This window comes from Streptomyces viridiviolaceus, assembly GCF_014650995.1.
GTDB classification, from domain to species: Bacteria; Actinomycetota; Actinomycetes; order Streptomycetales; family Streptomycetaceae; genus Streptomyces; species Streptomyces viridiviolaceus.
In genome coordinates this window covers 212,566-230,164 of the sequence record NZ_BMWA01000012.1, presented here as the reverse complement: position 1 = coordinate 230,164, position 17,599 = coordinate 212,566, and the positions used below count along the sequence as shown (strand labels likewise).

The window sequence follows — 17,599 nt, the reverse complement described above, 5'->3', positions numbered from 1 at the left end:
CTGAGAGATGGCTAAGCAGATCAAGGGCATCCTGGGCGAGAAGCTCGGTATGACGCAGGTGTGGGACGAGAACAACCGTGTTGTTCCGGTCACCGTCGTCAAGGCCGGGCCCAACGTCGTCACCCAGGTCCGTACGAACGACGTCGACGGCTACGAGTCCGTCCAGATCGCCTTCGGCGAGATCGACCCGCGCAAGGTGAACAAGCCCCTCAAGGGCCACTTCGCGAAGGCCGACGTCACCCCCCGTCGCCACCTCGTTGAGATCCGCACGTCGGACGCCAGCGAGTACACCCTCGGCCAGGAAGTCACCGCCGAGGTGTTCGAGGCCGGCGTGAAGGTCGACGTCACCGGCAAGAGCAAGGGCAAGGGCTTCGCCGGTGTCATGAAGCGCCACAACTTCGGTGGCCTCGGCGCCGGGCACGGTACCCAGCGCAAGCACCGCTCGCCGGGTTCCATCGGTGGCTGCGCCACCCCGGGCCGCGTGTTCAAGGGCCTGCGCATGGCGGGTCGCATGGGCAACGAGCGGGTCACCACCCAGAACCTGACCGTCCACGCCGTTGACGCGGAGAAGGGTCTGCTGCTCATCAAGGGCGCGGTTCCCGGTCCGAACGGCGGCCTCGTCCTGGTCCGCACCGCGGCCAAGGGGGCCTGAGGTAACCGATGAGCACTGTTGACATCCTTTCGCCGGCGGGCGACAAGGCCGGTACCGTCGAGCTCCCCGCGGAGATCTTCGGCGTTGAGAAGGTCAGCATCCCGCTGATCCACCAGGTCGTCGTCGCGCAGCTGGCCGCTGCCCGCCAGGGCACGCACAAGACCAAGACCCGCGGTGAAGTCCGTGGTGGCGGCAAGAAGCCGTACCGCCAGAAGGGCACCGGCCGCGCGCGCCAGGGTTCGACCCGTGCGCCGCAGTTCGCCGGCGGTGGCGTCGTGCACGGTCCCGTGCCGCGCGACTACTCGCAGCGGACCCCGAAGAAGATGAAGGCCGCGGCCCTGCGCCACGCCCTCACCGACCGGGCCCGCCACAACCGCATCCACGTCGTCTCCGGCGTGATCGAGGGCGAGACCCCCTCCACCAAGGCCGCCAAGACGCTGTTCGGCAAGATCTCGGAGCGCAAGAACCTGCTCCTGGTCGTCGACCGCGCCGACGAGGCCGCGTGGCTGTCCGCCCGCAACCTGCCCCAGGTCCACATCCTGGAGCCGGGCCAGCTGAACACGTACGACGTTCTCGTCTCCGACGACGTGGTCTTCACCAAGGCCGCCTTCGAGTCCTTCGTGTCCGGCCCGAAGGCCAACGACACCGAAGGGAGCGAGGCCTGATGGCTACGCGTCACCCGAGCATCGCCTCCAAGGCAGCGAAGGCCGCCAAGGCCGCGCGCGTCGCCAAGGCGCGCCGTCACGCCGCCGAGGGCAAGAACACCGTCGTCACCCCGGCCAGCAAGGCGTACACGGACCCCCGTGACGTGCTGCTGAAGCCGGTCGTGTCCGAGAAGAGCTACGCGCTCCTCGACGAGAACAAGTACACGTTCATCGTCGACCCGCGTGCCAACAAGACCCAGATCAAGGAGGCCGTGCAGTCGGTCTTCTCGGTCAAGGTCACCGGGGTCAACACGATCAACCGCCAGGGCAAGCGCAAGCGGACCCGCACCGGCTTCGGCCAGCGTTCCGCCACCAAGCGCGCGATCGTGACCCTCGCCGAGGGCGACCGTATCGACATCTTCGGCGGTCCGACCTCCTGACGGAGGTCCGGATCGTCCGATATCGGACGAGGACTGAGAAATGGGTATCCGCAAGTACAAGCCGACGACTCCTGGCCGTCGTGGCGCCAGCGTCGCCGACTTCGTCGAGGTCACGCGGTCCACGCCGGAGAAGTCGCTGGTTCGCCCGCTGCACAGCAAGGGCGGCCGTAACAACGCCGGTCGTGTGACCGTTCGCCACCAGGGTGGCGGACACAAGCGCGCCTACCGCGTGATCGACTTCCGTCGTCACGACAAGGACGGCGTGCCGGCGAAGGTCGCGCACATCGAGTACGACCCCAACCGCACCGCGCGCATCGCGCTGCTGCACTACGCCGACGGCGAGAAGCGCTACATCCTCGCCCCGCGCAACCTGCAGCAGGGTGACCGCGTCGAGAACGGTCCCGGGGCCGACATCAAGCCGGGCAACAACCTGGCCCTCCGCAACATCCCGGTCGGTACCACGATCCACGCGATCGAACTCCGTCCCGGTGGCGGTGCCAAGTTCGCCCGCTCCGCCGGTGCCTCCGTGCAGCTGCTCGCGAAGGAGGGCGCCTACGCCCACCTCCGCATGCCGTCCGGTGAGATCCGCCTGGTCGACGTGCGCTGCCGCGCCACCGTCGGCGAGGTCGGCAACGCCGAGCAGAGCAACATCAACTGGGGCAAGGCCGGCCGCAAGCGGTGGCTGGGCGTTCGCCCGACCGTGCGTGGTGTGGTCATGAACCCGGTGGACCACCCGCACGGTGGTGGTGAGGGCCGGACCTCCGGTGGCCGTCACCCCGTGTCCCCGTGGGGCAAGAAGGAAGGCCGTACTCGTTCGCCCAAGAAGGCGTCGAACAAGTACATCGTCCGCCGCCGCAAGACGAACAAGAAGCGCTAAGGACGGGTTGAGATGCCTCGTAGCTTGAAGAAGGGACCCTTCGTCGACGACCACCTGATGAAGAAGGTGGACGCTCAGAACGAAGCCGGTACCAAGAACGTCATCAAGACCTGGTCCCGTCGCTCGATGATCGTGCCGGCCATGCTCGGCCACACGCTCGCGGTGCACAACGGCAAGACCCACATCCCGGTGTTTGTCACCGAGTCCATGGTCGGCCACAAGCTCGGCGAGTTCTCGCCGACCCGCACCTTCCGGGGTCACGTCAAGGACGACCGGAAGTCGAAGCGCCGCTAACCAGCGGGGTGGAATGACCAATGACAAACACTGAAGGGACAACCATGGAAGCCAGGGCCCAGGCGCGGTACATCCGCGTCACGCCCATGAAGGCCCGCCGTGTGGTGGACCTCATCCGTGGCATGGACGCCACGGAGGCTCAGGCGGTCCTGCGTTTCGCCCCGCAGGCCGCGAGCGTGCCGGTCGGCAAGGTGCTGGACAGCGCCATCGCCAACGCCGCGCACAACTACGACCACACCGATGTCGACAGCCTCTTCATCTCCGAGGCCTACGTCGACGAGGGCCCGACCCTGAAGCGGTTCCGTCCGCGTGCCCAGGGCCGTGCCTACCGGATCCGCAAGCGGACCAGCCACATCACCGTGGTCGTCAGCAGCAAGGAAGGAACCCGGTAATGGGCCAGAAGGTAAACCCGCACGGGTTCCGGCTCGGTGTCACGACCGACTTCAAGTCGCGTTGGTACGCCGACAAGCTGTACAAGGACTACGTCAAGGAAGACGTCGCCATCCGTCGGATGATGACGTCCGGCATGGAGCGCGCCGGCATCTCCAAGGTCGAGATCGAGCGCACCCGTGACCGCGTCCGCGTGGACATCCACACCGCGCGTCCGGGCATCGTCATCGGCCGCCGTGGCGCCGAGGCCGACCGCATCCGCGGCGACCTCGAGAAGCTCACGGGCAAGCAGGTCCAGCTGAACATCCTCGAGGTCAAGAACCCCGAGACCGACGCTCAGCTCGTGGCCCAGGCCGTTGCCGAGCAGCTCTCCTCCCGCGTCTCCTTCCGCCGCGCCATGCGCAAGAGCATGCAGTCGGCGATGAAGGCGGGCGCCAAGGGCATCAAGATCCAGTGCGGCGGCCGCCTCGGCGGCGCCGAGATGTCCCGCTCGGAGTTCTACCGCGAGGGCCGTGTGCCCCTGCACACGCTCCGCGCGAACGTGGACTACGGCTTCTTCGAGGCCAAGACGACCTTCGGCCGCATCGGTGTGAAGGTCTGGATCTACAAGGGCGACGTCAAGAACATCGCCGAGGTCCGCGCCGAGAACGCCGCCGCCCGTGCCGGCAACCGCCCGGCCCGTGGTGGCAGCGACCGCCCGGCCCGTGGCCGCGGTGGCGAGCGTCGCGGGCGCAAGCCGCAGCAGCAGTCGGCTCCGGCCGCCGAGGCCCCCAAGGCCGAGGCTCCGGCGGCTGCCGCTCCGGCTGAGAGCACCGGAACGGAGGCCTGACCGAAATGCTGATCCCCCGTAGGGTCAAGCACCGCAAGCAGCACCACCCGAAGCGCAACGGTATGTCCAAGGGTGGGACGCAGGTTGCGTTCGGCGAGTACGGCATCCAGGCGCTGACCCCGGCCTACGTCACGAACCGCCAGATCGAGGCGGCTCGTATCGCGATGACCCGTCACATCAAGCGTGGCGGCAAGGTCTGGATCAACATCTACCCGGACCGTCCGCTCACCAAGAAGCCCGCCGAGACCCGCATGGGTTCCGGTAAGGGTTCTCCGGAGTGGTGGATCGCGAACGTCAAGCCCGGACGTGTGATGTTCGAGCTGTCGTACCCCAACGAGAAGATCGCCCGTGAGGCGCTGACCCGTGCGGCCCACAAGCTGCCGATGAAGTGCCGGATCGTCAAGCGCGAGGCAGGTGAAGCGTGATGTCGGCCGGTACCAAGGCGTCCGAGCTGCGCGAGCTGGGCAACGAGGAGCTTCTGGCGAAGCTCCGCGAGGCCAAGGAAGAGCTGTTCAACCTCCGCTTCCAGGCGGCGACCGGCCAGCTCGAGAACCACGGCCGTCTCAAGGCGGTCCGCAAGGACATCGCCCGGATCTACACCCTCATGCGTGAGCGTGAGCTCGGCATCGAGACGGTGGAGAACGCCTGATGAGCGAGAACAACGTGACTGAGAACACCGAAGCGCGCGGCTTCCGCAAGACCCGTGAGGGCCTTGTCGTCAGCGACAAGATGGACAAGACCGTCGTCGTCGCCGTCGAGGACCGCGTCAAGCACGCTCTGTACGGCAAGGTCATCCGCCGTACGAACAAGCTCAAGGCACACGACGAGCAGAACGCCGCGGGCGTCGGCGACCGCGTCCTCCTCATGGAGACCCGGCCGCTGTCCGCGACGAAGCGCTGGCGCGTCGTCGAGATCCTCGAGAAGGCCAAGTAATTCCTGCGGGGCAAACCCCGCAGGTCAGTTCCGCCAGGCTCCGGGGGACCGCTCTTCGTGAGCGGCCCCCGGGGAACCGGCAGACGATCAGGAGATAGACGTGATCCAGCAGGAGTCGCGACTGCGTGTCGCCGACAACACGGGTGCGAAGGAGATCCTCTGCATCCGTGTGCTCGGTGGCTCCGGTCGCCGCTACGCGGGTATCGGTGACGTCATCGTCGCCACCGTCAAGGACGCGATCCCCGGTGGCAACGTGAAGAAGGGTGACGTCGTCAAGGCGGTCATCGTTCGCACCGTCAAGGAGCGCCGCCGTCCGGACGGCTCGTACATCCGCTTCGACGAGAACGCCGCCGTCATTCTGAAGAACGACGGCGACCCTCGCGGCACCCGTATCTTCGGCCCCGTGGGCCGTGAGCTGCGCGAGAAGAAGTTCATGAAGATCATCTCCCTCGCGCCGGAGGTGCTGTGAGCATGAAGATCAAGAAGGGCGACCTGGTCCAGGTCATCACCGGCAAGGACAAGGGCAAGCAGGGCAAGGTCATTGCCGCTTACCCGCGCGAGGAGCGTGTCCTGGTCGAGGGTGTCAACCGGGTCAAGAAGCACACCAAGGCCGGTCCCACGGCTCGTGGTTCGCAGGCCGGCGGCATCGTCACCACCGAGGCCCCCATTCACGTGAGCAACGTTCAGCTCGTCGTGGAGAAGGACGGTCAGAAGGTCGTGACCCGCGTCGGTTACCGCTTCGACGACGAAGGCAACAAGATCCGCGTTGCCAAGCGGACGGGTGAGGACATCTGATGGCTACCACCACCACTCCGCGTCTGAAGACGAAGTACCGCGAGGAGATCGCGGGCAAGCTGCGTGAGCAGTTCTCCTACGAGAACGTCATGCAGGTTCCCGGCCTCGTCAAGATCGTGGTCAACATGGGTGTGGGCGACGCCGCCCGCGACTCCAAGCTGATCGAGGGCGCCATCCGCGACCTCACCACGATCACCGGTCAGAAGCCGGCCGTCACCAAGGCCCGCAAGTCCATCGCGCAGTTCAAGCTGCGCGAGGGTCAGCCGATCGGTGCCCACGTCACGCTCCGTGGCGACCGCATGTGGGAGTTCCTGGACCGCACCCTGTCGCTCGCGCTGCCGCGCATCCGCGACTTCCGCGGCCTGTCCCCCAAGCAGTTCGACGGCCGTGGCAACTACACCTTCGGTCTCACGGAGCAGGTCATGTTCCACGAGATCGACCAGGACAAGATCGACCGTGTCCGGGGTATGGACATCACCGTGGTCACCACGGCGACCAACGACGAAGAGGGCCGTGCTCTTCTCCGTCACCTCGGCTTCCCGTTCAAGGAGGCGTGAGCGAGATGGCGAAGAAGGCTCTGATCGCGAAGGCTGCTCGCAAGCCCAAGTTCGGCGTGCGTGGCTACACGCGCTGCCAGCGCTGCGGCCGTCCCCACTCCGTGTACCGCAAGTTCGGCCTGTGCCGCGTGTGCCTTCGTGAGATGGCTCACCGTGGCGAGCTGCCGGGCGTGACCAAGAGCTCCTGGTAATCCGGGTAGTTCCGGACTCCCAGGACTCTCGGTAAGCAACTGGGTCGGCAGGAGGCCCAGCCCGCATGCCTTAGGCTTGTGGGGTTGGGCGCCTGCCGTGCCCGTACGACTTACTACGCCGTAGGTCCACCGCGCCGCACCCGTCCCGTCTCGGATCGGGGAGAGGGATGGCGCACCAGGAAACCCCGGCGAGAGAGGCCGAAGGCCAATTCATGACCATGACTGATCCGATCGCAGACATGCTTACGCGTCTGCGGAACGCGAACTCGGCGTACCACGACTCCGTGGCGATGCCGCACTCGAAGATCAAGTCGCACATCGCGGAGATCCTCCAGCAGGAGGGCTTCATCACGGGCTGGAAGGTCGAGGACGCCGAGGTCGGCAAGAACCTCGTCCTCGAGCTGAAGTTCGGCCCGAACCGTGAGCGCTCCATCGCGGGCATCAAGCGGATCTCCAAGCCCGGTCTCCGGGTGTACGCGAAGTCCACCAACCTGCCGAAGGTGCTGGGCGGCCTCGGCGTGGCGATCATCTCCACGTCGCACGGGCTCCTCACCGACAAGCAGGCCGGCAAGAAGGGCGTGGGTGGGGAAGTCCTCGCCTACGTCTGGTAGCGGAAGGGAACGGAGGAAACAGCTATGTCGCGCATCGGCAAGCTCCCCATCGCGGTTCCCGCCGGCGTGGACGTCACCATCGACGGCCGCACGGTCTCGGTCAAGGGCCCGAAGGGCTCGCTGACTCACACCGTCGTGGCGCCGATCGAGATCGCCAAGGGTGAGGACGGCGTTCTGAACGTCACCCGCCCCAACGACGAGCGTCAGAGCAAGGCCCTGCACGGCCTGTCCCGCACGCTGGTGGCGAACATGATCACCGGCGTGACCCAGGGTTACGTGAAGAAGCTCGAGATCAGCGGTGTCGGTTACCGCGTGCTCGCCAAGGGTTCGAACCTGGAGTTCTCCCTCGGTTACAGCCACCCGATCCTGGTCGAGGCCCCCGAGGGCATCACCTTCAAGGTGGAGTCCCCGACCCGTTTCTCGGTCGAGGGCATCGACAAGCAGAAGGTCGGCGAGGTTGCGGCCAACATCCGCAAGCTGCGCAAGCCCGACCCGTACAAGGCCAAGGGCGTCAAGTACGAGGGCGAAGTCATCCGCCGCAAGGTCGGAAAGGCGGGTAAGTAAGCCATGGCATACGGGCAGAAGATCCTCAAGGGCGACGCCTACAAGCGCGCCGCGATCAAGCGCCGTCACATCCGGATCCGCAAGAAGGTGGCCGGTACGGCGGAGCGTCCCCGTCTGGTCGTGACCCGCTCCAACCGCCACATCGTGGCGCAGGTGATCGACGACCTCAAGGGCCACACTGTGGCGTCGGCGTCCACCCTGGACACCTCGATCCGCGGTGGCGAGGGCGACAAGTCCGCGCAGGCCAAGCAGGTCGGTGCCCTGGTCGCCGAGCGCGCCAAGGCCGCCGGTGTCGAGGCCGTCGTGTTCGACCGTGGTGGCAACCAGTACGCCGGGCGCATCGCCGCCCTGGCGGACGCCGCCCGCGAAGCCGGGCTCAAGTTCTGAGCCGCTTGTAGCTAGCGGAAAGAGAGAGGTAATCCAATGGCTGGACCCCAGCGCCGCGGAAGCGGTGCCGGTGGCGGCGAGCGGCGGGACCGGAAGGGCCGTGACGGCGGCGCTGCTGCCGCCGAGAAGACCGCGTACGTTGAGCGCGTCGTCGCGATCAACCGCGTCGCCAAGGTTGTGAAGGGTGGTCGTCGCTTCAGCTTCACCGCGCTGGTCGTGGTGGGCGACGGTGACGGCACCGTGGGTGTCGGTTACGGCAAGGCCAAGGAGGTGCCGGCCGCCATCGCCAAGGGCGTCGAGGAGGCCAAGAAGCACTTCTTCAAGGTCCCCCGGATCCAGGGCACCATCCCGCACCCGATCCAGGGTGAGAAGGCTGCCGGCGTCGTGCTGCTCAAGCCCGCGTCGCCCGGTACCGGTGTTATCGCCGGTGGTCCGGTGCGTGCCGTGCTCGAGTGCGCCGGCATCCACGACGTGCTGTCGAAGTCGCTCGGCTCCGACAACGCGATCAACATCGTGCACGCGACCGTGGAGGCCCTGAAGGGCCTGCAGCGTCCCGAGGAGATCGCGGCCCGCCGTGGTCTGCCGCTCGAGGACGTCGCTCCCGCGGCTCTGCTGCGTGCGCGTGCCGGGGCGGGTGCGTAATCATGGCGCAGCTCAAGATCACGCAGGTCAAGTCCTACATCGGCAGCAAGCAGAACCACCGTGACACCCTGCGTTCGCTTGGCCTGAAGAAGGTCAACGACGTGGTCGTCAAGGAGGACCGCCCCGAGTTCCGCGGCATGGTGCACACCGTCCGCCACCTCGTGACGGTCGAGGAGGTCGACTGATCATGGCGGAGCAGAACCCGCTGAAGATCCACAACCTCCGTCCCGCCCCGGGCGCCAAGACCGCCAAGACCCGTGTCGGTCGTGGTGAGGCGTCGAAGGGTAAGACGGCCGGTCGTGGTACCAAGGGCACGAAGGCCCGCTACCAGGTTCCGGAGCGCTTCGAGGGCGGCCAGATGCCGCTGCACATGCGCCTCCCGAAGCTGAAGGGCTTCAAGAACCCGTTCAAGACCGAGTACCAGGTCGTGAACCTCGACAAGCTGGCCGCGCTGTACCCCGAGGGTGGCGAGGTCACCGTCGAGGGCCTCGTGGCCAAGGGTGCCGTTCGCAAGAACAGCCTCGTCAAGGTCCTGGGCCAGGGCGAGGTCTCCGTGGCGCTGCAGGTGACGGTCGACGCCGTCTCCGGCTCCGCCAAGGAGAAGATCACCGCCGCCGGCGGTACCGTCACCGAGCTCGTCTGACCCCTTCAGGCGTCTCGATGACCTGAGCGAACCCGACCGGGGATACTCCACAAATGGGGTATCCCCGGTCGGTCGTTCCAAGGGGAGTGCTCTCGCCGGTAAGGTGGCCTGCACTGTCCTCTTTCACGGGTGTCACACATGGGGCACCCTGAGCGGCAGTTGACCGTTAGCTATTAAGTCGTCAGTCGAACCTCAAGACCGTCACCCTTGACGCTGTTGCGCGGGGGTCGCAGGAGGCACCGTGCTCACCGCGTTCGCCCGGGCGTTCAAGACGCCCGACCTGCGCAAGAAGCTGCTCTTCACGCTCGGCATCATCGTGGTCTACCGGGTCGGTACCCACATCCCGATCCCCGGCGTGGACTACAAGAGCGTTCAGGAGTGTGTGGACCAGGCGTCCGGCAACCAGGGCCTCTTCGGTCTGGTCAACATGTTCAGCGGTGGGGCGCTGCTGCAGATCACGGTCTTCGCGCTCGGCATCATGCCGTACATCACGGCGAGCATCATTCTGCAGCTGCTGACCGTGGTGATCCCGCGCCTGGAGGCCCTGAAGAAAGAGGGCCAGGCCGGCACTGCCAAGATCACGCAGTACACCCGCTACCTGACCATCGCGCTCGCCATCCTCCAGGGCACCGGCCTGGTCGCCACGGCCCGCAGCGGCGCGCTGTTCTCGGGCTGCACGGTCGCCGGCCAGATCGTCCCGGACCGCGCCATCTTCACCACGATCGTCATGGTGATCTGCATGACCGCCGGTACGGCCGTGGTCATGTGGCTCGGCGAGCTGATCACCGACCGCGGCATCGGCAACGGCATGTCGATCCTGATGTTCATCTCGATCGCCGCGACCTTCCCGTCCGCCCTGTGGGCCATCAAGAAGCAGGGCGACCTCGCGGGCGGCTGGATCGAGTTCGGCACCGTCATCGCCGTCGGCCTGGTCATGGTCGGTCTGGTGGTCTTCGTCGAGCAGGCCCAGCGCCGCATCCCCGTGCAGTACGCGAAGCGCATGATCGGCCGCCGTTCCTACGGTGGAACGTCCACGTACATCCCGCTCAAGGTGAACCAGGCGGGTGTGATCCCCGTCATCTTCGCCTCGTCGCTGCTCTACATCCCGGCACTGATCGCGCAGTTCTCGAGCGGGACCTCGGGGTGGAAGACCTGGATCGAGGCCCACCTCGTCAAGGGCGACCACCCGTACTACATCACCGCCTACTTCTTGCTCATCGTCTTCTTCGCGTTCTTCTACGTGGCGATCTCCTTCAACCCCGAGGAAGTCGCCGACAACATGAAGAAGTATGGTGGCTTCATCCCGGGCATCCGGGCTGGCCGACCGACCGCTGAGTATCTGAGCTACGTACTCAACCGGATCACCTGGCCGGGTTCGCTGTATCTGGGTCTGATCGCTCTCGTCCCGACAATGGCGTTGGCTGGTTTCGGGGCAAACCAGAACTTCCCGTTCGGCGGGACCAGCATCCTGATCATCGTGGGTGTGGGTCTCGAGACGGTGAAGCAGATCGAGAGCCAGCTCCAGCAGCGCAATTACGAAGGGTTCCTCCGCTGATGCGAATCGTCCTCGTCGGCCCGCCGGGTGCCGGTAAGGGAACGCAGGCCACCCGCCTCGCCGAGACGCTGCACATTCCCCACATCTCCACCGGCGACCTGTTCCGCGCCAACATCAGCCGGCAGACGGAGCTGGGCAAGCTCGCGAAGTCCTACATGGACGCCGGCAACCTGGTGCCGGACGAGGTCACCATCGCCATGGCGAAGGACCGCATGGAGCAGCCCGACGCCGAGGGCGGCTTCCTGCTGGACGGCTTCCCGCGCAACGTCTCGCAGGCCGAGGCGCTGGACGAGCTGCTCGAGACCGAGAACATGAACCTCGACGCGGTGCTGGACCTGGAGGCCCCGGAGGGCGAGGTCGTCAAGCGGATCGCCGGGCGGCGGGTGTGCCGCAACAACTCGGCGCACGTCTTCCACGTGACGTACACGCCGCCGGCCAAGGAGGGCGTCTGCGACGTCTGCGGCGGCGAGCTGTACCAGCGGGACGACGACTCCGAGGAGACGGTCCGCAAGCGGCTGGAGGTCTACCACACGCAGACCGAGCCGATCATCGACTACTACAAGGCGCAGGGCCTGGTCGTCACCATCTCGGCGATGGGCGCGGTGGACGAGGTCACCGGCCGTGCGCTGGAGGCGCTGAAGCGCGACAAGTAGCTCGTACGCGTTGGCTGCAGCCGCGGTCCCTCTTCAGGGGCCGCGGCTGTGGTGTGGGGGGTGCGCAGTCCGGCGCCGGCGGGCCGCCGCCCGCGCCCACCGGTGCCGCACGTGTGCCGACGGCCCGACGACTGCGGGCCCGTATCGTTGATTGCGTCCGTTCTCTCTCCGGTCCAGAAAGGCCGCAGCCCCCATGGTGCAGATCAAGAGCCCCGAGCAGATCGCCAAGATGCGTGAGGCGGGGTTGGTCGTCGCCGCGATCCACGCGGCCACGCGGGAGGCCGCCGTGCCCGGCGCCACGACCAAGGACCTGGACCAGGTCGCGCGCAAGGTGCTCGCGGAGCACAATGCCAAGCCGAACTTCCTGGGCTACGGCGGATTCCCGGCGACCATCTGCACGTCCGTGAACGAGGTCGTCGTCCACGGCATCCCCTCCGACGACGTCGTCCTCAAGGACGGGGACGTCATCTCCATCGACTGCGGCGCGATCATCGACGGCTGGCACGGCGACGCGGCCTACACCGCCTTCGTCGGCTCCGGTCACGCCCCGGAGCTGGTCGAGCTCTCCCGGGTGACCGAGGAGTCGATGTGGGCCGGCATCGCGGCGATGAAGCAGGGCAACCGGCTCGTCGACATCTCCCGGGCCATCGAGACGTACATCCGCCGCCAGCCGAAGCCGGGCGGCGGCCGGTACGGGATCATCGAGGACTACGGCGGCCACGGCATCGGCACCGAGATGCACATGGACCCGCACCTGCTGAACTACGTCGACCGGCGCCGCGGCAAGGGTCCCAAGCTGGTCCCCGGCTTCTGCCTGGCCATCGAGCCGATGGTCTCCCTCGGCACCCCGCGCACGGCTGTCCTGGAGGACGACTGGACGGTCGTCACCACGGACGGCACCTGGTCCTCCCACTGGGAGCACTCCGTCGCCCTGACGGAGGAGGGGCCGCTGGTGCTGACGGCTCCGGACGGGGGCAGGGCGAAGCTGGCGGAGTACGGCATCACGGCGGCGCCGGATCCGCTGGCCTGAGGGTGGTCTCTGCCGGGGGATCGCCGGTCGGAGGCCGGCGCAGCCGCTCGAAGCCTGTGAGGCGCCCTCGGCGCCGAGCCCGCGAGAGGGGCGTGGAGGATTGGTCGACTGGACGGTCGTCACCACGGACGGCACCTGGTCCTCCCACTGGGAGCACTCCGTCGCCCTGACGGAGGAGGGGCCGCTGGTGCTGACGGCTCCGGACGGGGGCAGGGCGAAGCTGGCGGAGTACGGCATCACGGCGGCGCCGGATCCGCTGGCCTGAGGGTGGTCTCTGCCGGGGGATCGCCGGTCGGAGGCCGGCGCAGCCGCTCGAAGCCTGTGAGGCGCCCTCGGCGCCGAGCCCGCCAGAGGGGCGTGGAGGATTGGTCGACTGGACGGTCGTCACCACGGACGGCACCTGGTCCTCCCACTGGGAGCATTCCGTCGCCCTGACGGAGGAGGGGCCGCTCGTGCTGACGGCTCCGGACGGGGGCAGGGCGAAGCCGGCGGAGTACGGCATCACGGCGGCGCCGGATCCGCCGGCCTGAGGAGCGCGTCAGGGATGGTGCCCCGCTCGCATAAGGATCTCCGGCGTGGGGCAGACTTCCTCGTTTCGCCTTTCCGGGGGTGCTGACGTAGACTGACTCGTCGGCTCTTGTGCACCCGCATGTCTGTATGCGCTTGTACGGCGCACGTGAGTCGATCAAGGTAGTCGATTCGAAGGGCGAAGCGTGGCCAAGAAGCAAGGTGCCATCGAGATCGAGGGCACTGTCGTCGAGTCTCTGCCGAACGCCATGTTCAAGGTCGAGCTCCAGAACGGCCACCAGGTCCTGGCACACATCAGCGGCAAGATGCGCATGCACTACATCCGCATCCTCCCTGACGACCGGGTCGTGGTGGAGCTGTCTCCGTACGACCTGACGCGTGGCCGGATCGTCTACCGGTACAAGTAGATCTTGCCCACGTCCCGTGCCCTCCCTGTGCACGGGGCCGCCGGCAACTGACCCGGAGAACCTCACATCCCATGAAGGTCAAGCCGAGCGTCAAGAAGATCTGCGACAAGTGCAGGGTGATCCGCCGTCACGGTCGGGTCATGGTCATCTGCGACAACCCGCGCCACAAGCAGCGCCAGGGCTGACGCACGACCGTTCCCTCCGCGATTCGCAAGACTTCGCGCGACGCGAGCTGAATTTGTTCATACGCAGGACCCGGGCACCCAGGTGCCCGACACCCCCGGTTCGGAGGCCGGGGACCCGGTTCGTACCTGATACGGCGGCCGGGAGCCGGTTCTGTGGAAGACCTCCGACAATCAACTGGAGCCATTGAATGGCACGCGTTTCCGGTGTTGACATCCCGCGCGAAAAGCGCGTGGAGATCGCCCTCACCTACGTGTTCGGCATCGGCCGGACCCTCTCGCAGCAGACGCTGGCTGCCACCGGTGTGGACCCGAACACCCGTGTTCGGGACCTCTCGGAGGAGCAGCTGGTCGCGATCCGCGAGTACGTCGACAACAACATCAAGACCGAGGGTGACCTCCGTCGCGAGATCCAGGCCGACATCCGCCGCAAGGTCGAGATCGGCACCTACCAGGGTCTGCGTCACCGCCGCGGTCTGCCCGTCCGCGGTCAGCGCACCAGCACCAACGCCCGCACCCGCAAGGGCCCGCGTCGCGCCATCGCCGGCAAGAAGAAGCCGGGCAAGAAGTAGTCCGCAGCGGACTCGCCGTCCAGCGGTCTTCGCTGTAGGACCGACCACCTCCCGTAGGAGAACGACATGCCCCCCAAGGGACGTCAGGGCGCTGCCAAGAAGGTGCGCCGCAAGGAAAAGAAGAACGTCGCTCACGGCCACGCGCACATCAAGAGCACGTTCAACAACACGATCGTCTCGATCACGGACCCGTCCGGCAACGTGATCTCCTGGGCCTCCGCCGGCCACGTCGGCTTCAAGGGCTCCCGGAAGTCCACGCCGTTCGCCGCGCAGATGGCCGCCGAGTCGGCTGCCCGCCGCGCCCAGGAGCACGGCATGCGCAAGGTCGACGTGTTCGTGAAGGGCCCGGGTTCCGGTCGTGAGACCGCGATCCGCTCCCTGCAGGCCACCGGCCTCGAGGTCGGCTCCATCCAGGACGTCACGCCGACCCCGCACAACGGCTGCCGTCCGCCGAAGCGTCGTCGCGTCTGACCTCGCTTCGTCAGGGTTTTCCGGGCGGTACGGCTCTTTCGGGTCGTACCGCCCGTACCCTTGCAGTACCGAGTCGGGCGTCATATAGCGGGCGCCCCTGACTGAAGGAATCACTCCATGCTGATCGCTCAGCGTCCCTCGTTGACCGAAGAGGTCGTCGACGAGTTCCGCTCCCGGTTCGTCATCGAGCCGCTGGAGCCGGGCTTCGGCTACACCCTCGGCAACTCCCTGCGTCGTACGCTCCTCTCCTCGATCCCGGGTGCGGCGGTCACGTCCATCCGCATCGACGGCGTTCTGCACGAGTTCACCACCGTGCCGGGCGTCAAGGAGGACGTCACCGACCTGATCCTCAACATCAAGCAGCTGGTCGTGTCCTCCGAGCACGACGAGCCGGTCGTGATGTACCTGCGCAAGCAGGGCCCGGGTCTGGTCACCGCCGCCGACATCGCGCCCCCGGCCGGTGTCGAGGTGCACAACCCCGACCTCGTCCTCGCCACGCTCAACGGCAAGGGCAAGCTGGAGATGGAGCTGACCGTCGAGCGCGGTCGCGGCTACGTCTCCGCCGTGCAGAACAAGCAGGTGGGCCAGGAGATCGGCCGTATCCCGGTCGACTCGATCTACTCGCCGGTTCTCAAGGTCACGTACAAGGTCGAGGCCACGCGTGTCGAGCAGCGCACCGACTTCGACAAGCTGATCGTCGACGTCGAGACCAAGCAGGCCATGCGGCCGCGCGACGCCATGGCGTCCGCCGGTAAGACGCTGGTCGAGCTGTTCGGTCTCGCCCGCGAGCTGAACATCGACGCCGAGGGCATCGACATGGGTCCGTCCCCGACGGACGCCGCGCTCGCCGCCGACCTGGCGCTGCCGATCGAGGAGCTGGAGCTCACCGTTCGGTCGTACAACTGCCTCAAGCGTGAGGGCATCCACTCCGTGGGTGAGCTCGTCGCCCGCTCCGAGGCGGACCTCCTGGACATCCGCAACTTCGGTGCGAAGTCCATCGACGAGGTCAAGGCGAAGCTGGCCGGCATGGGCCTGGCCCTCAAGGACAGCCCGCCCGGATTCGACCCGACCGCCGCCGCGGACGCCTTCGGCGCCGACGACGACGCGGACGCGGGCTTCGTCGAGACCGAGCAGTACTAAGAGCTCGGGACCGACGGTTCCCTTTTGGCTGCCGGCCCGCTGTGGCTGGTCGCGCAGTTCCCCGCGCCCCTGTGGGGCGCGGGGTCTCCGACAGGCGACCGCCTGCTCGGATACTGACCCCGGTACCTGATACGGCCGGGGCAGACACACAGGAGAAGAACAATGCCGAAGCCCACCAAGGGTGCCCGTCTGGGCGGCAGCGCCGCGCACGAGAAGCTGCTCCTCGCGAACCTCGCGAAGTCGCTGTTCGAGCACGGTCGCATCACCACCACCGAGGCGAAGGCCCGCCGCCTGCGGCCGTACGCCGAGCGTCTGATCACCAAGGCGAAGAAGGGTGACCTTCACAACCGCCGCCAGGTGCTCCAGGTCATCACGGACAAGGGCGTCGTCCACACGCTCTTCACCGAGATCGGCCCGCGGTACGAGAACCGTCCGGGTGGCTACACCCGCATCACCAAGATCGGCAACCGCCGTGGCGACAACGCGCCCATGGCCGTGATCGAGCTGGTCGAGGCGCTGACGGTCGCGCAGCAGGCGACGGGCGAGGCCGAGGCCGCCACCAAGCGTGCGGTCAAGGAAGACGCCCTCAAGAAGGACGAGGCCGTCGAGGCCAAGTCCGACGAGGCCGCCGAGGCTCCGGCCGAGGAGTCCAAGGACGCCTGAGGCTCTGCCTTGCGATGAGCGGGTCCGCCCCCTGCGGGGCGGACCCGCTTTCGTGTCTGCGAGAGGATCTAGGGGTGAGTGACGAAGTACAGCCCGGGTTCGTACGGGTGCGGCTGGACCTTTCCTACGACGGGACCGACTTCTCCGGGTGGGCCAAGCAGGCCGGCGGGCGGCGGACCGTGCAGGGCGAGATCGAGGACGCTCTGCGTACGGTCACGCGGTCCAGGGAGACGTACGAGCTGACCGTGGCCGGGCGTACCGATGCCGGGGTGCATGCCCGGGGACAGGTCGCGCACGTCGATCTGCCGCGCGAGGTCTGGGTCGAGCACCACCAGAAGCTGATGAAGCGGCTCGCCGGCCGGCTGTCCAGGGACGTGCGGGTGTGGGCCCTCCGGGAGGCGCCCAGCGGCTTCAACGCGCGGTTCTCCGCCGTCTGGCGGCGCTACGCCTACCGGGTCACCGACAACCCCGGCGGTGTGGACCCGCTGCTGCGCAACCACGTCCTGTGGCACGACTGGCCCCTCGACGTCGACGCCATGAACGAGGCCGCCCGCGGGCTGCTGGGCGAGCACGACTTCGCCGCCTACTGCAAGAAGCGGGAGGGGGCGACGACCATCCGGACGCTGCAGGAGCTGAGCCTGGTGCGCGGCGACGACGGGATCATCACCGCCACCGTCCGGGCCGACGCCTTCTGCCACAACATGGTGCGCTCGTTGATCGGGGCGCTGCTGTTCGTCGGGGACGGGCACCGGCCGCCCGACTGGCCGGCCAAGGTGCTCGCCGCCCGCGTACGGGACTCGGCCGTCCACGTCGTGCGGCCGCACGGGCTGACGCTCGAGGAGGTCGGCTACCCGGCCGACGAGCTGCTGGCGGCGCGCAACAGGGAGGCGCGGAACAAGCGGTCCCTGCCGGTGGCCGGCTGCTGCTGAAACGGCCGGGGCGGGGCGGC

The 17,599-nt window shown here is 67.4% G+C and carries 30 protein-coding genes and 2 pseudogenes; all 32 read left to right on the top strand.

What is annotated here, in order from left to right; genetic code table 11:
- The first annotated feature begins 7 nt into the window (after positions 1–7).
- Complete coding sequence (rplC, locus tag IE260_RS19710; RefSeq protein ID WP_004984533.1) at positions 8–652, top strand: 50S ribosomal protein L3; 645 nt, start codon at positions 8–10, stop codon at positions 650–652.
- 8 nt (positions 653–660) lie between these two features.
- Entirely contained in the window at positions 661–1,317 is a 657-nt protein-coding gene (rplD, locus tag IE260_RS19705) for a 50S ribosomal protein L4 (RefSeq protein WP_189873633.1), read from the top strand.
- The gene (gene rplW / locus IE260_RS19700) at positions 1,317–1,736 is read left to right on the top strand and encodes a 50S ribosomal protein L23 (RefSeq protein ID WP_189873631.1); all 420 of its coding nucleotides are present in this window, start codon (positions 1,317–1,319) and stop codon (positions 1,734–1,736) included. Before rplD ends, rplW begins: the two co-directional genes overlap by 1 nt.
- 40 nt (positions 1,737–1,776) lie before the next feature.
- On the top strand, positions 1,777–2,613 hold the full coding sequence (rplB, locus tag IE260_RS19695; RefSeq protein WP_018543909.1) for a 50S ribosomal protein L2: 837 nt from the start codon (positions 1,777–1,779) through the stop codon (positions 2,611–2,613).
- 12 nt (positions 2,614–2,625) lie between these two features.
- On the top strand, positions 2,626–2,907 hold the full coding sequence (rpsS, locus tag IE260_RS19690) for a 30S ribosomal protein S19 (RefSeq protein ID WP_053759516.1): 282 nt from the start codon (positions 2,626–2,628) through the stop codon (positions 2,905–2,907).
- 44 nt (positions 2,908–2,951) lie between these two features.
- Positions 2,952–3,299: a 50S ribosomal protein L22 gene (gene rplV / locus IE260_RS19685; RefSeq protein ID WP_006130776.1), complete on the top strand. Its 348-nt coding sequence runs from the start codon at positions 2,952–2,954 to the stop codon at positions 3,297–3,299.
- Complete coding sequence (gene rpsC, locus IE260_RS19680) at positions 3,299–4,126, top strand: 30S ribosomal protein S3 (RefSeq protein WP_188183975.1); 828 nt, start codon at positions 3,299–3,301, stop codon at positions 4,124–4,126. The genes rplV and rpsC overlap by 1 nt, the downstream gene beginning before the upstream one ends.
- Before the next feature lie 5 nt (positions 4,127–4,131).
- The gene (gene rplP / locus IE260_RS19675; RefSeq protein WP_009190136.1) at positions 4,132–4,551 is read left to right on the top strand and encodes a 50S ribosomal protein L16; all 420 of its coding nucleotides are present in this window, start codon (positions 4,132–4,134) and stop codon (positions 4,549–4,551) included.
- Complete coding sequence (gene rpmC, locus IE260_RS19670) at positions 4,551–4,775, top strand: 50S ribosomal protein L29 (RefSeq protein WP_007494763.1); 225 nt, start codon at positions 4,551–4,553, stop codon at positions 4,773–4,775. The genes rplP and rpmC overlap by 1 nt, the downstream gene beginning before the upstream one ends.
- Positions 4,775–5,059 (top strand): 30S ribosomal protein S17, encoded by a 285-nt coding sequence (gene rpsQ, locus IE260_RS19665; RefSeq protein ID WP_004984524.1) that lies wholly within the window; start codon positions 4,775–4,777, stop codon positions 5,057–5,059. The genes rpmC and rpsQ overlap by 1 nt, the downstream gene beginning before the upstream one ends.
- Before the next feature lie 100 nt (positions 5,060–5,159).
- Positions 5,160–5,528, top strand: a complete 369-nt coding sequence (gene rplN / locus IE260_RS19660; RefSeq protein WP_003998823.1) for a 50S ribosomal protein L14 — start codon at positions 5,160–5,162, stop codon at positions 5,526–5,528.
- Positions 5,529–5,530: 2 nt separating this feature from the next.
- Entirely contained in the window at positions 5,531–5,854 is a 324-nt protein-coding gene (gene rplX / locus IE260_RS19655) for a 50S ribosomal protein L24 (RefSeq protein ID WP_076097138.1), read from the top strand.
- Positions 5,854–6,411, top strand: coding sequence for a 50S ribosomal protein L5 (rplE, locus tag IE260_RS19650; protein WP_004927250.1), 558 nt, complete (start codon positions 5,854–5,856; stop codon positions 6,409–6,411). The genes rplX and rplE overlap by 1 nt, the downstream gene beginning before the upstream one ends.
- 5 nt (positions 6,412–6,416) lie before the next feature.
- Positions 6,417–6,602, top strand: a complete 186-nt coding sequence (locus IE260_RS19645) for a type Z 30S ribosomal protein S14 (RefSeq protein WP_003948630.1) — start codon at positions 6,417–6,419, stop codon at positions 6,600–6,602.
- A 212-nt stretch (positions 6,603–6,814) separates the two neighbouring features.
- Complete coding sequence (gene rpsH / locus IE260_RS19640) at positions 6,815–7,213, top strand: 30S ribosomal protein S8 (RefSeq protein ID WP_004984520.1); 399 nt, start codon at positions 6,815–6,817, stop codon at positions 7,211–7,213.
- A 24-nt stretch (positions 7,214–7,237) separates the two neighbouring features.
- A complete protein-coding gene (gene rplF / locus IE260_RS19635; RefSeq protein WP_189873630.1) occupies positions 7,238–7,777 on the top strand; it encodes a 50S ribosomal protein L6 in 540 nt (179 codons plus the stop codon).
- Positions 7,778–7,780: 3 nt separating this feature from the next.
- Positions 7,781–8,164 (top strand): 50S ribosomal protein L18, encoded by a 384-nt coding sequence (gene rplR, locus IE260_RS19630; RefSeq protein ID WP_189873628.1) that lies wholly within the window; start codon positions 7,781–7,783, stop codon positions 8,162–8,164.
- A 36-nt stretch (positions 8,165–8,200) separates the two neighbouring features.
- Positions 8,201–8,806 (top strand): 30S ribosomal protein S5, encoded by a 606-nt coding sequence (rpsE, locus tag IE260_RS19625; protein ID WP_019753099.1) that lies wholly within the window; start codon positions 8,201–8,203, stop codon positions 8,804–8,806.
- 2 nt (positions 8,807–8,808) lie between these two features.
- The gene (rpmD, locus tag IE260_RS19620; RefSeq protein WP_004984515.1) at positions 8,809–8,991 is read left to right on the top strand and encodes a 50S ribosomal protein L30; all 183 of its coding nucleotides are present in this window, start codon (positions 8,809–8,811) and stop codon (positions 8,989–8,991) included.
- Between the two features lie 2 nt (positions 8,992–8,993).
- Entirely contained in the window at positions 8,994–9,449 is a 456-nt protein-coding gene (gene rplO / locus IE260_RS19615; protein ID WP_030745257.1) for a 50S ribosomal protein L15, read from the top strand.
- Between the two features lie 241 nt (positions 9,450–9,690).
- Positions 9,691–11,004 (top strand): preprotein translocase subunit SecY, encoded by a 1,314-nt coding sequence (gene secY / locus IE260_RS19610; protein WP_189873626.1) that lies wholly within the window; start codon positions 9,691–9,693, stop codon positions 11,002–11,004.
- Entirely contained in the window at positions 11,004–11,657 is a 654-nt protein-coding gene (locus IE260_RS19605) for an adenylate kinase (RefSeq protein ID WP_189873624.1), read from the top strand. The genes secY and IE260_RS19605 overlap by 1 nt, the downstream gene beginning before the upstream one ends.
- 193 nt (positions 11,658–11,850) lie before the next feature.
- Entirely contained in the window at positions 11,851–12,687 is an 837-nt protein-coding gene (gene map / locus IE260_RS19600; protein WP_189873622.1) for a type I methionyl aminopeptidase, read from the top strand.
- Positions 12,688–12,793: 106 nt separating this feature from the next.
- A pseudogene (locus tag IE260_RS19595) lies at positions 12,794–12,952 on the top strand (type I methionyl aminopeptidase); the annotation flags it as partial.
- A gap of 106 nt (positions 12,953–13,058) precedes the next feature.
- A pseudogene (locus IE260_RS19590) lies at positions 13,059–13,217 on the top strand (type I methionyl aminopeptidase); the annotation flags it as partial.
- A 183-nt stretch (positions 13,218–13,400) separates the two neighbouring features.
- Positions 13,401–13,622: a translation initiation factor IF-1 gene (gene infA, locus IE260_RS19585; protein ID WP_003948620.1), complete on the top strand. Its 222-nt coding sequence runs from the start codon at positions 13,401–13,403 to the stop codon at positions 13,620–13,622.
- A 71-nt stretch (positions 13,623–13,693) separates the two neighbouring features.
- Positions 13,694–13,807 (top strand): 50S ribosomal protein L36, encoded by a 114-nt coding sequence (gene rpmJ, locus IE260_RS19580; RefSeq protein WP_003974245.1) that lies wholly within the window; start codon positions 13,694–13,696, stop codon positions 13,805–13,807.
- A 188-nt stretch (positions 13,808–13,995) separates the two neighbouring features.
- Complete coding sequence (gene rpsM / locus IE260_RS19575) at positions 13,996–14,376, top strand: 30S ribosomal protein S13 (RefSeq protein WP_004984507.1); 381 nt, start codon at positions 13,996–13,998, stop codon at positions 14,374–14,376.
- Positions 14,377–14,442: 66 nt separating this feature from the next.
- Positions 14,443–14,847: a 30S ribosomal protein S11 gene (gene rpsK / locus IE260_RS19570; RefSeq protein ID WP_003956432.1), complete on the top strand. Its 405-nt coding sequence runs from the start codon at positions 14,443–14,445 to the stop codon at positions 14,845–14,847.
- 117 nt (positions 14,848–14,964) lie between these two features.
- On the top strand, positions 14,965–15,987 hold the full coding sequence (locus IE260_RS19565; RefSeq protein WP_003966937.1) for a DNA-directed RNA polymerase subunit alpha: 1,023 nt from the start codon (positions 14,965–14,967) through the stop codon (positions 15,985–15,987).
- A gap of 162 nt (positions 15,988–16,149) precedes the next feature.
- A complete protein-coding gene (rplQ, locus tag IE260_RS19560) occupies positions 16,150–16,650 on the top strand; it encodes a 50S ribosomal protein L17 (protein ID WP_189873619.1) in 501 nt (166 codons plus the stop codon).
- A 74-nt stretch (positions 16,651–16,724) separates the two neighbouring features.
- Positions 16,725–17,579, top strand: coding sequence for a tRNA pseudouridine(38-40) synthase TruA (gene truA / locus IE260_RS19555; protein ID WP_189873617.1), 855 nt, complete (start codon positions 16,725–16,727; stop codon positions 17,577–17,579).
- Positions 17,580–17,599 lie beyond the last annotated feature (20 nt).

Coding starts and splice junctions, on each gene's coding strand:
- rpsH (WP_004984520.1), top strand. CDS start 6,815: ATGACCATGACTGATCCGATCGCAGACATGCTTACGCGTCTGCGGAAC.
- rplP (WP_009190136.1), top strand. CDS start 4,132: ATGCTGATCCCCCGTAGGGTCAAGCACCGCAAGCAGCACCACCCGAAG.
- IE260_RS19605 (WP_189873624.1), top strand. CDS start 11,004: ATGCGAATCGTCCTCGTCGGCCCGCCGGGTGCCGGTAAGGGAACGCAG.
- rplV (WP_006130776.1), top strand. CDS start 2,952: ATGGAAGCCAGGGCCCAGGCGCGGTACATCCGCGTCACGCCCATGAAG.
- rplF (WP_189873630.1), top strand. CDS start 7,238: ATGTCGCGCATCGGCAAGCTCCCCATCGCGGTTCCCGCCGGCGTGGAC.
- rplO (WP_030745257.1), top strand. CDS start 8,994: ATGGCGGAGCAGAACCCGCTGAAGATCCACAACCTCCGTCCCGCCCCG.
- rplD (WP_189873633.1), top strand. CDS start 661: ATGAGCACTGTTGACATCCTTTCGCCGGCGGGCGACAAGGCCGGTACC.
- IE260_RS19645 (WP_003948630.1), top strand. CDS start 6,417: ATGGCGAAGAAGGCTCTGATCGCGAAGGCTGCTCGCAAGCCCAAGTTC.
- map (WP_189873622.1), top strand. CDS start 11,851: ATGGTGCAGATCAAGAGCCCCGAGCAGATCGCCAAGATGCGTGAGGCG.
- rpsQ (WP_004984524.1), top strand. CDS start 4,775: ATGAGCGAGAACAACGTGACTGAGAACACCGAAGCGCGCGGCTTCCGC.
- rplR (WP_189873628.1), top strand. CDS start 7,781: ATGGCATACGGGCAGAAGATCCTCAAGGGCGACGCCTACAAGCGCGCC.
- rplQ (WP_189873619.1), top strand. CDS start 16,150: ATGCCGAAGCCCACCAAGGGTGCCCGTCTGGGCGGCAGCGCCGCGCAC.
- rpsK (WP_003956432.1), top strand. CDS start 14,443: ATGCCCCCCAAGGGACGTCAGGGCGCTGCCAAGAAGGTGCGCCGCAAG.
- rplE (WP_004927250.1), top strand. CDS start 5,854: ATGGCTACCACCACCACTCCGCGTCTGAAGACGAAGTACCGCGAGGAG.
- rplW (WP_189873631.1), top strand. CDS start 1,317: ATGGCTACGCGTCACCCGAGCATCGCCTCCAAGGCAGCGAAGGCCGCC.
- rpmC (WP_007494763.1), top strand. CDS start 4,551: ATGTCGGCCGGTACCAAGGCGTCCGAGCTGCGCGAGCTGGGCAACGAG.
- rpmJ (WP_003974245.1), top strand. CDS start 13,694: ATGAAGGTCAAGCCGAGCGTCAAGAAGATCTGCGACAAGTGCAGGGTG.
- rplB (WP_018543909.1), top strand. CDS start 1,777: ATGGGTATCCGCAAGTACAAGCCGACGACTCCTGGCCGTCGTGGCGCC.
- rpsE (WP_019753099.1), top strand. CDS start 8,201: ATGGCTGGACCCCAGCGCCGCGGAAGCGGTGCCGGTGGCGGCGAGCGG.
- rpmD (WP_004984515.1), top strand. CDS start 8,809: ATGGCGCAGCTCAAGATCACGCAGGTCAAGTCCTACATCGGCAGCAAG.
- rplX (WP_076097138.1), top strand. CDS start 5,531: ATGAAGATCAAGAAGGGCGACCTGGTCCAGGTCATCACCGGCAAGGAC.
- IE260_RS19565 (WP_003966937.1), top strand. CDS start 14,965: ATGCTGATCGCTCAGCGTCCCTCGTTGACCGAAGAGGTCGTCGACGAG.
- rpsC (WP_188183975.1), top strand. CDS start 3,299: ATGGGCCAGAAGGTAAACCCGCACGGGTTCCGGCTCGGTGTCACGACC.
- rpsS (WP_053759516.1), top strand. CDS start 2,626: ATGCCTCGTAGCTTGAAGAAGGGACCCTTCGTCGACGACCACCTGATG.
- rpsM (WP_004984507.1), top strand. CDS start 13,996: ATGGCACGCGTTTCCGGTGTTGACATCCCGCGCGAAAAGCGCGTGGAG.
- rplC (WP_004984533.1), top strand. CDS start 8: ATGGCTAAGCAGATCAAGGGCATCCTGGGCGAGAAGCTCGGTATGACG.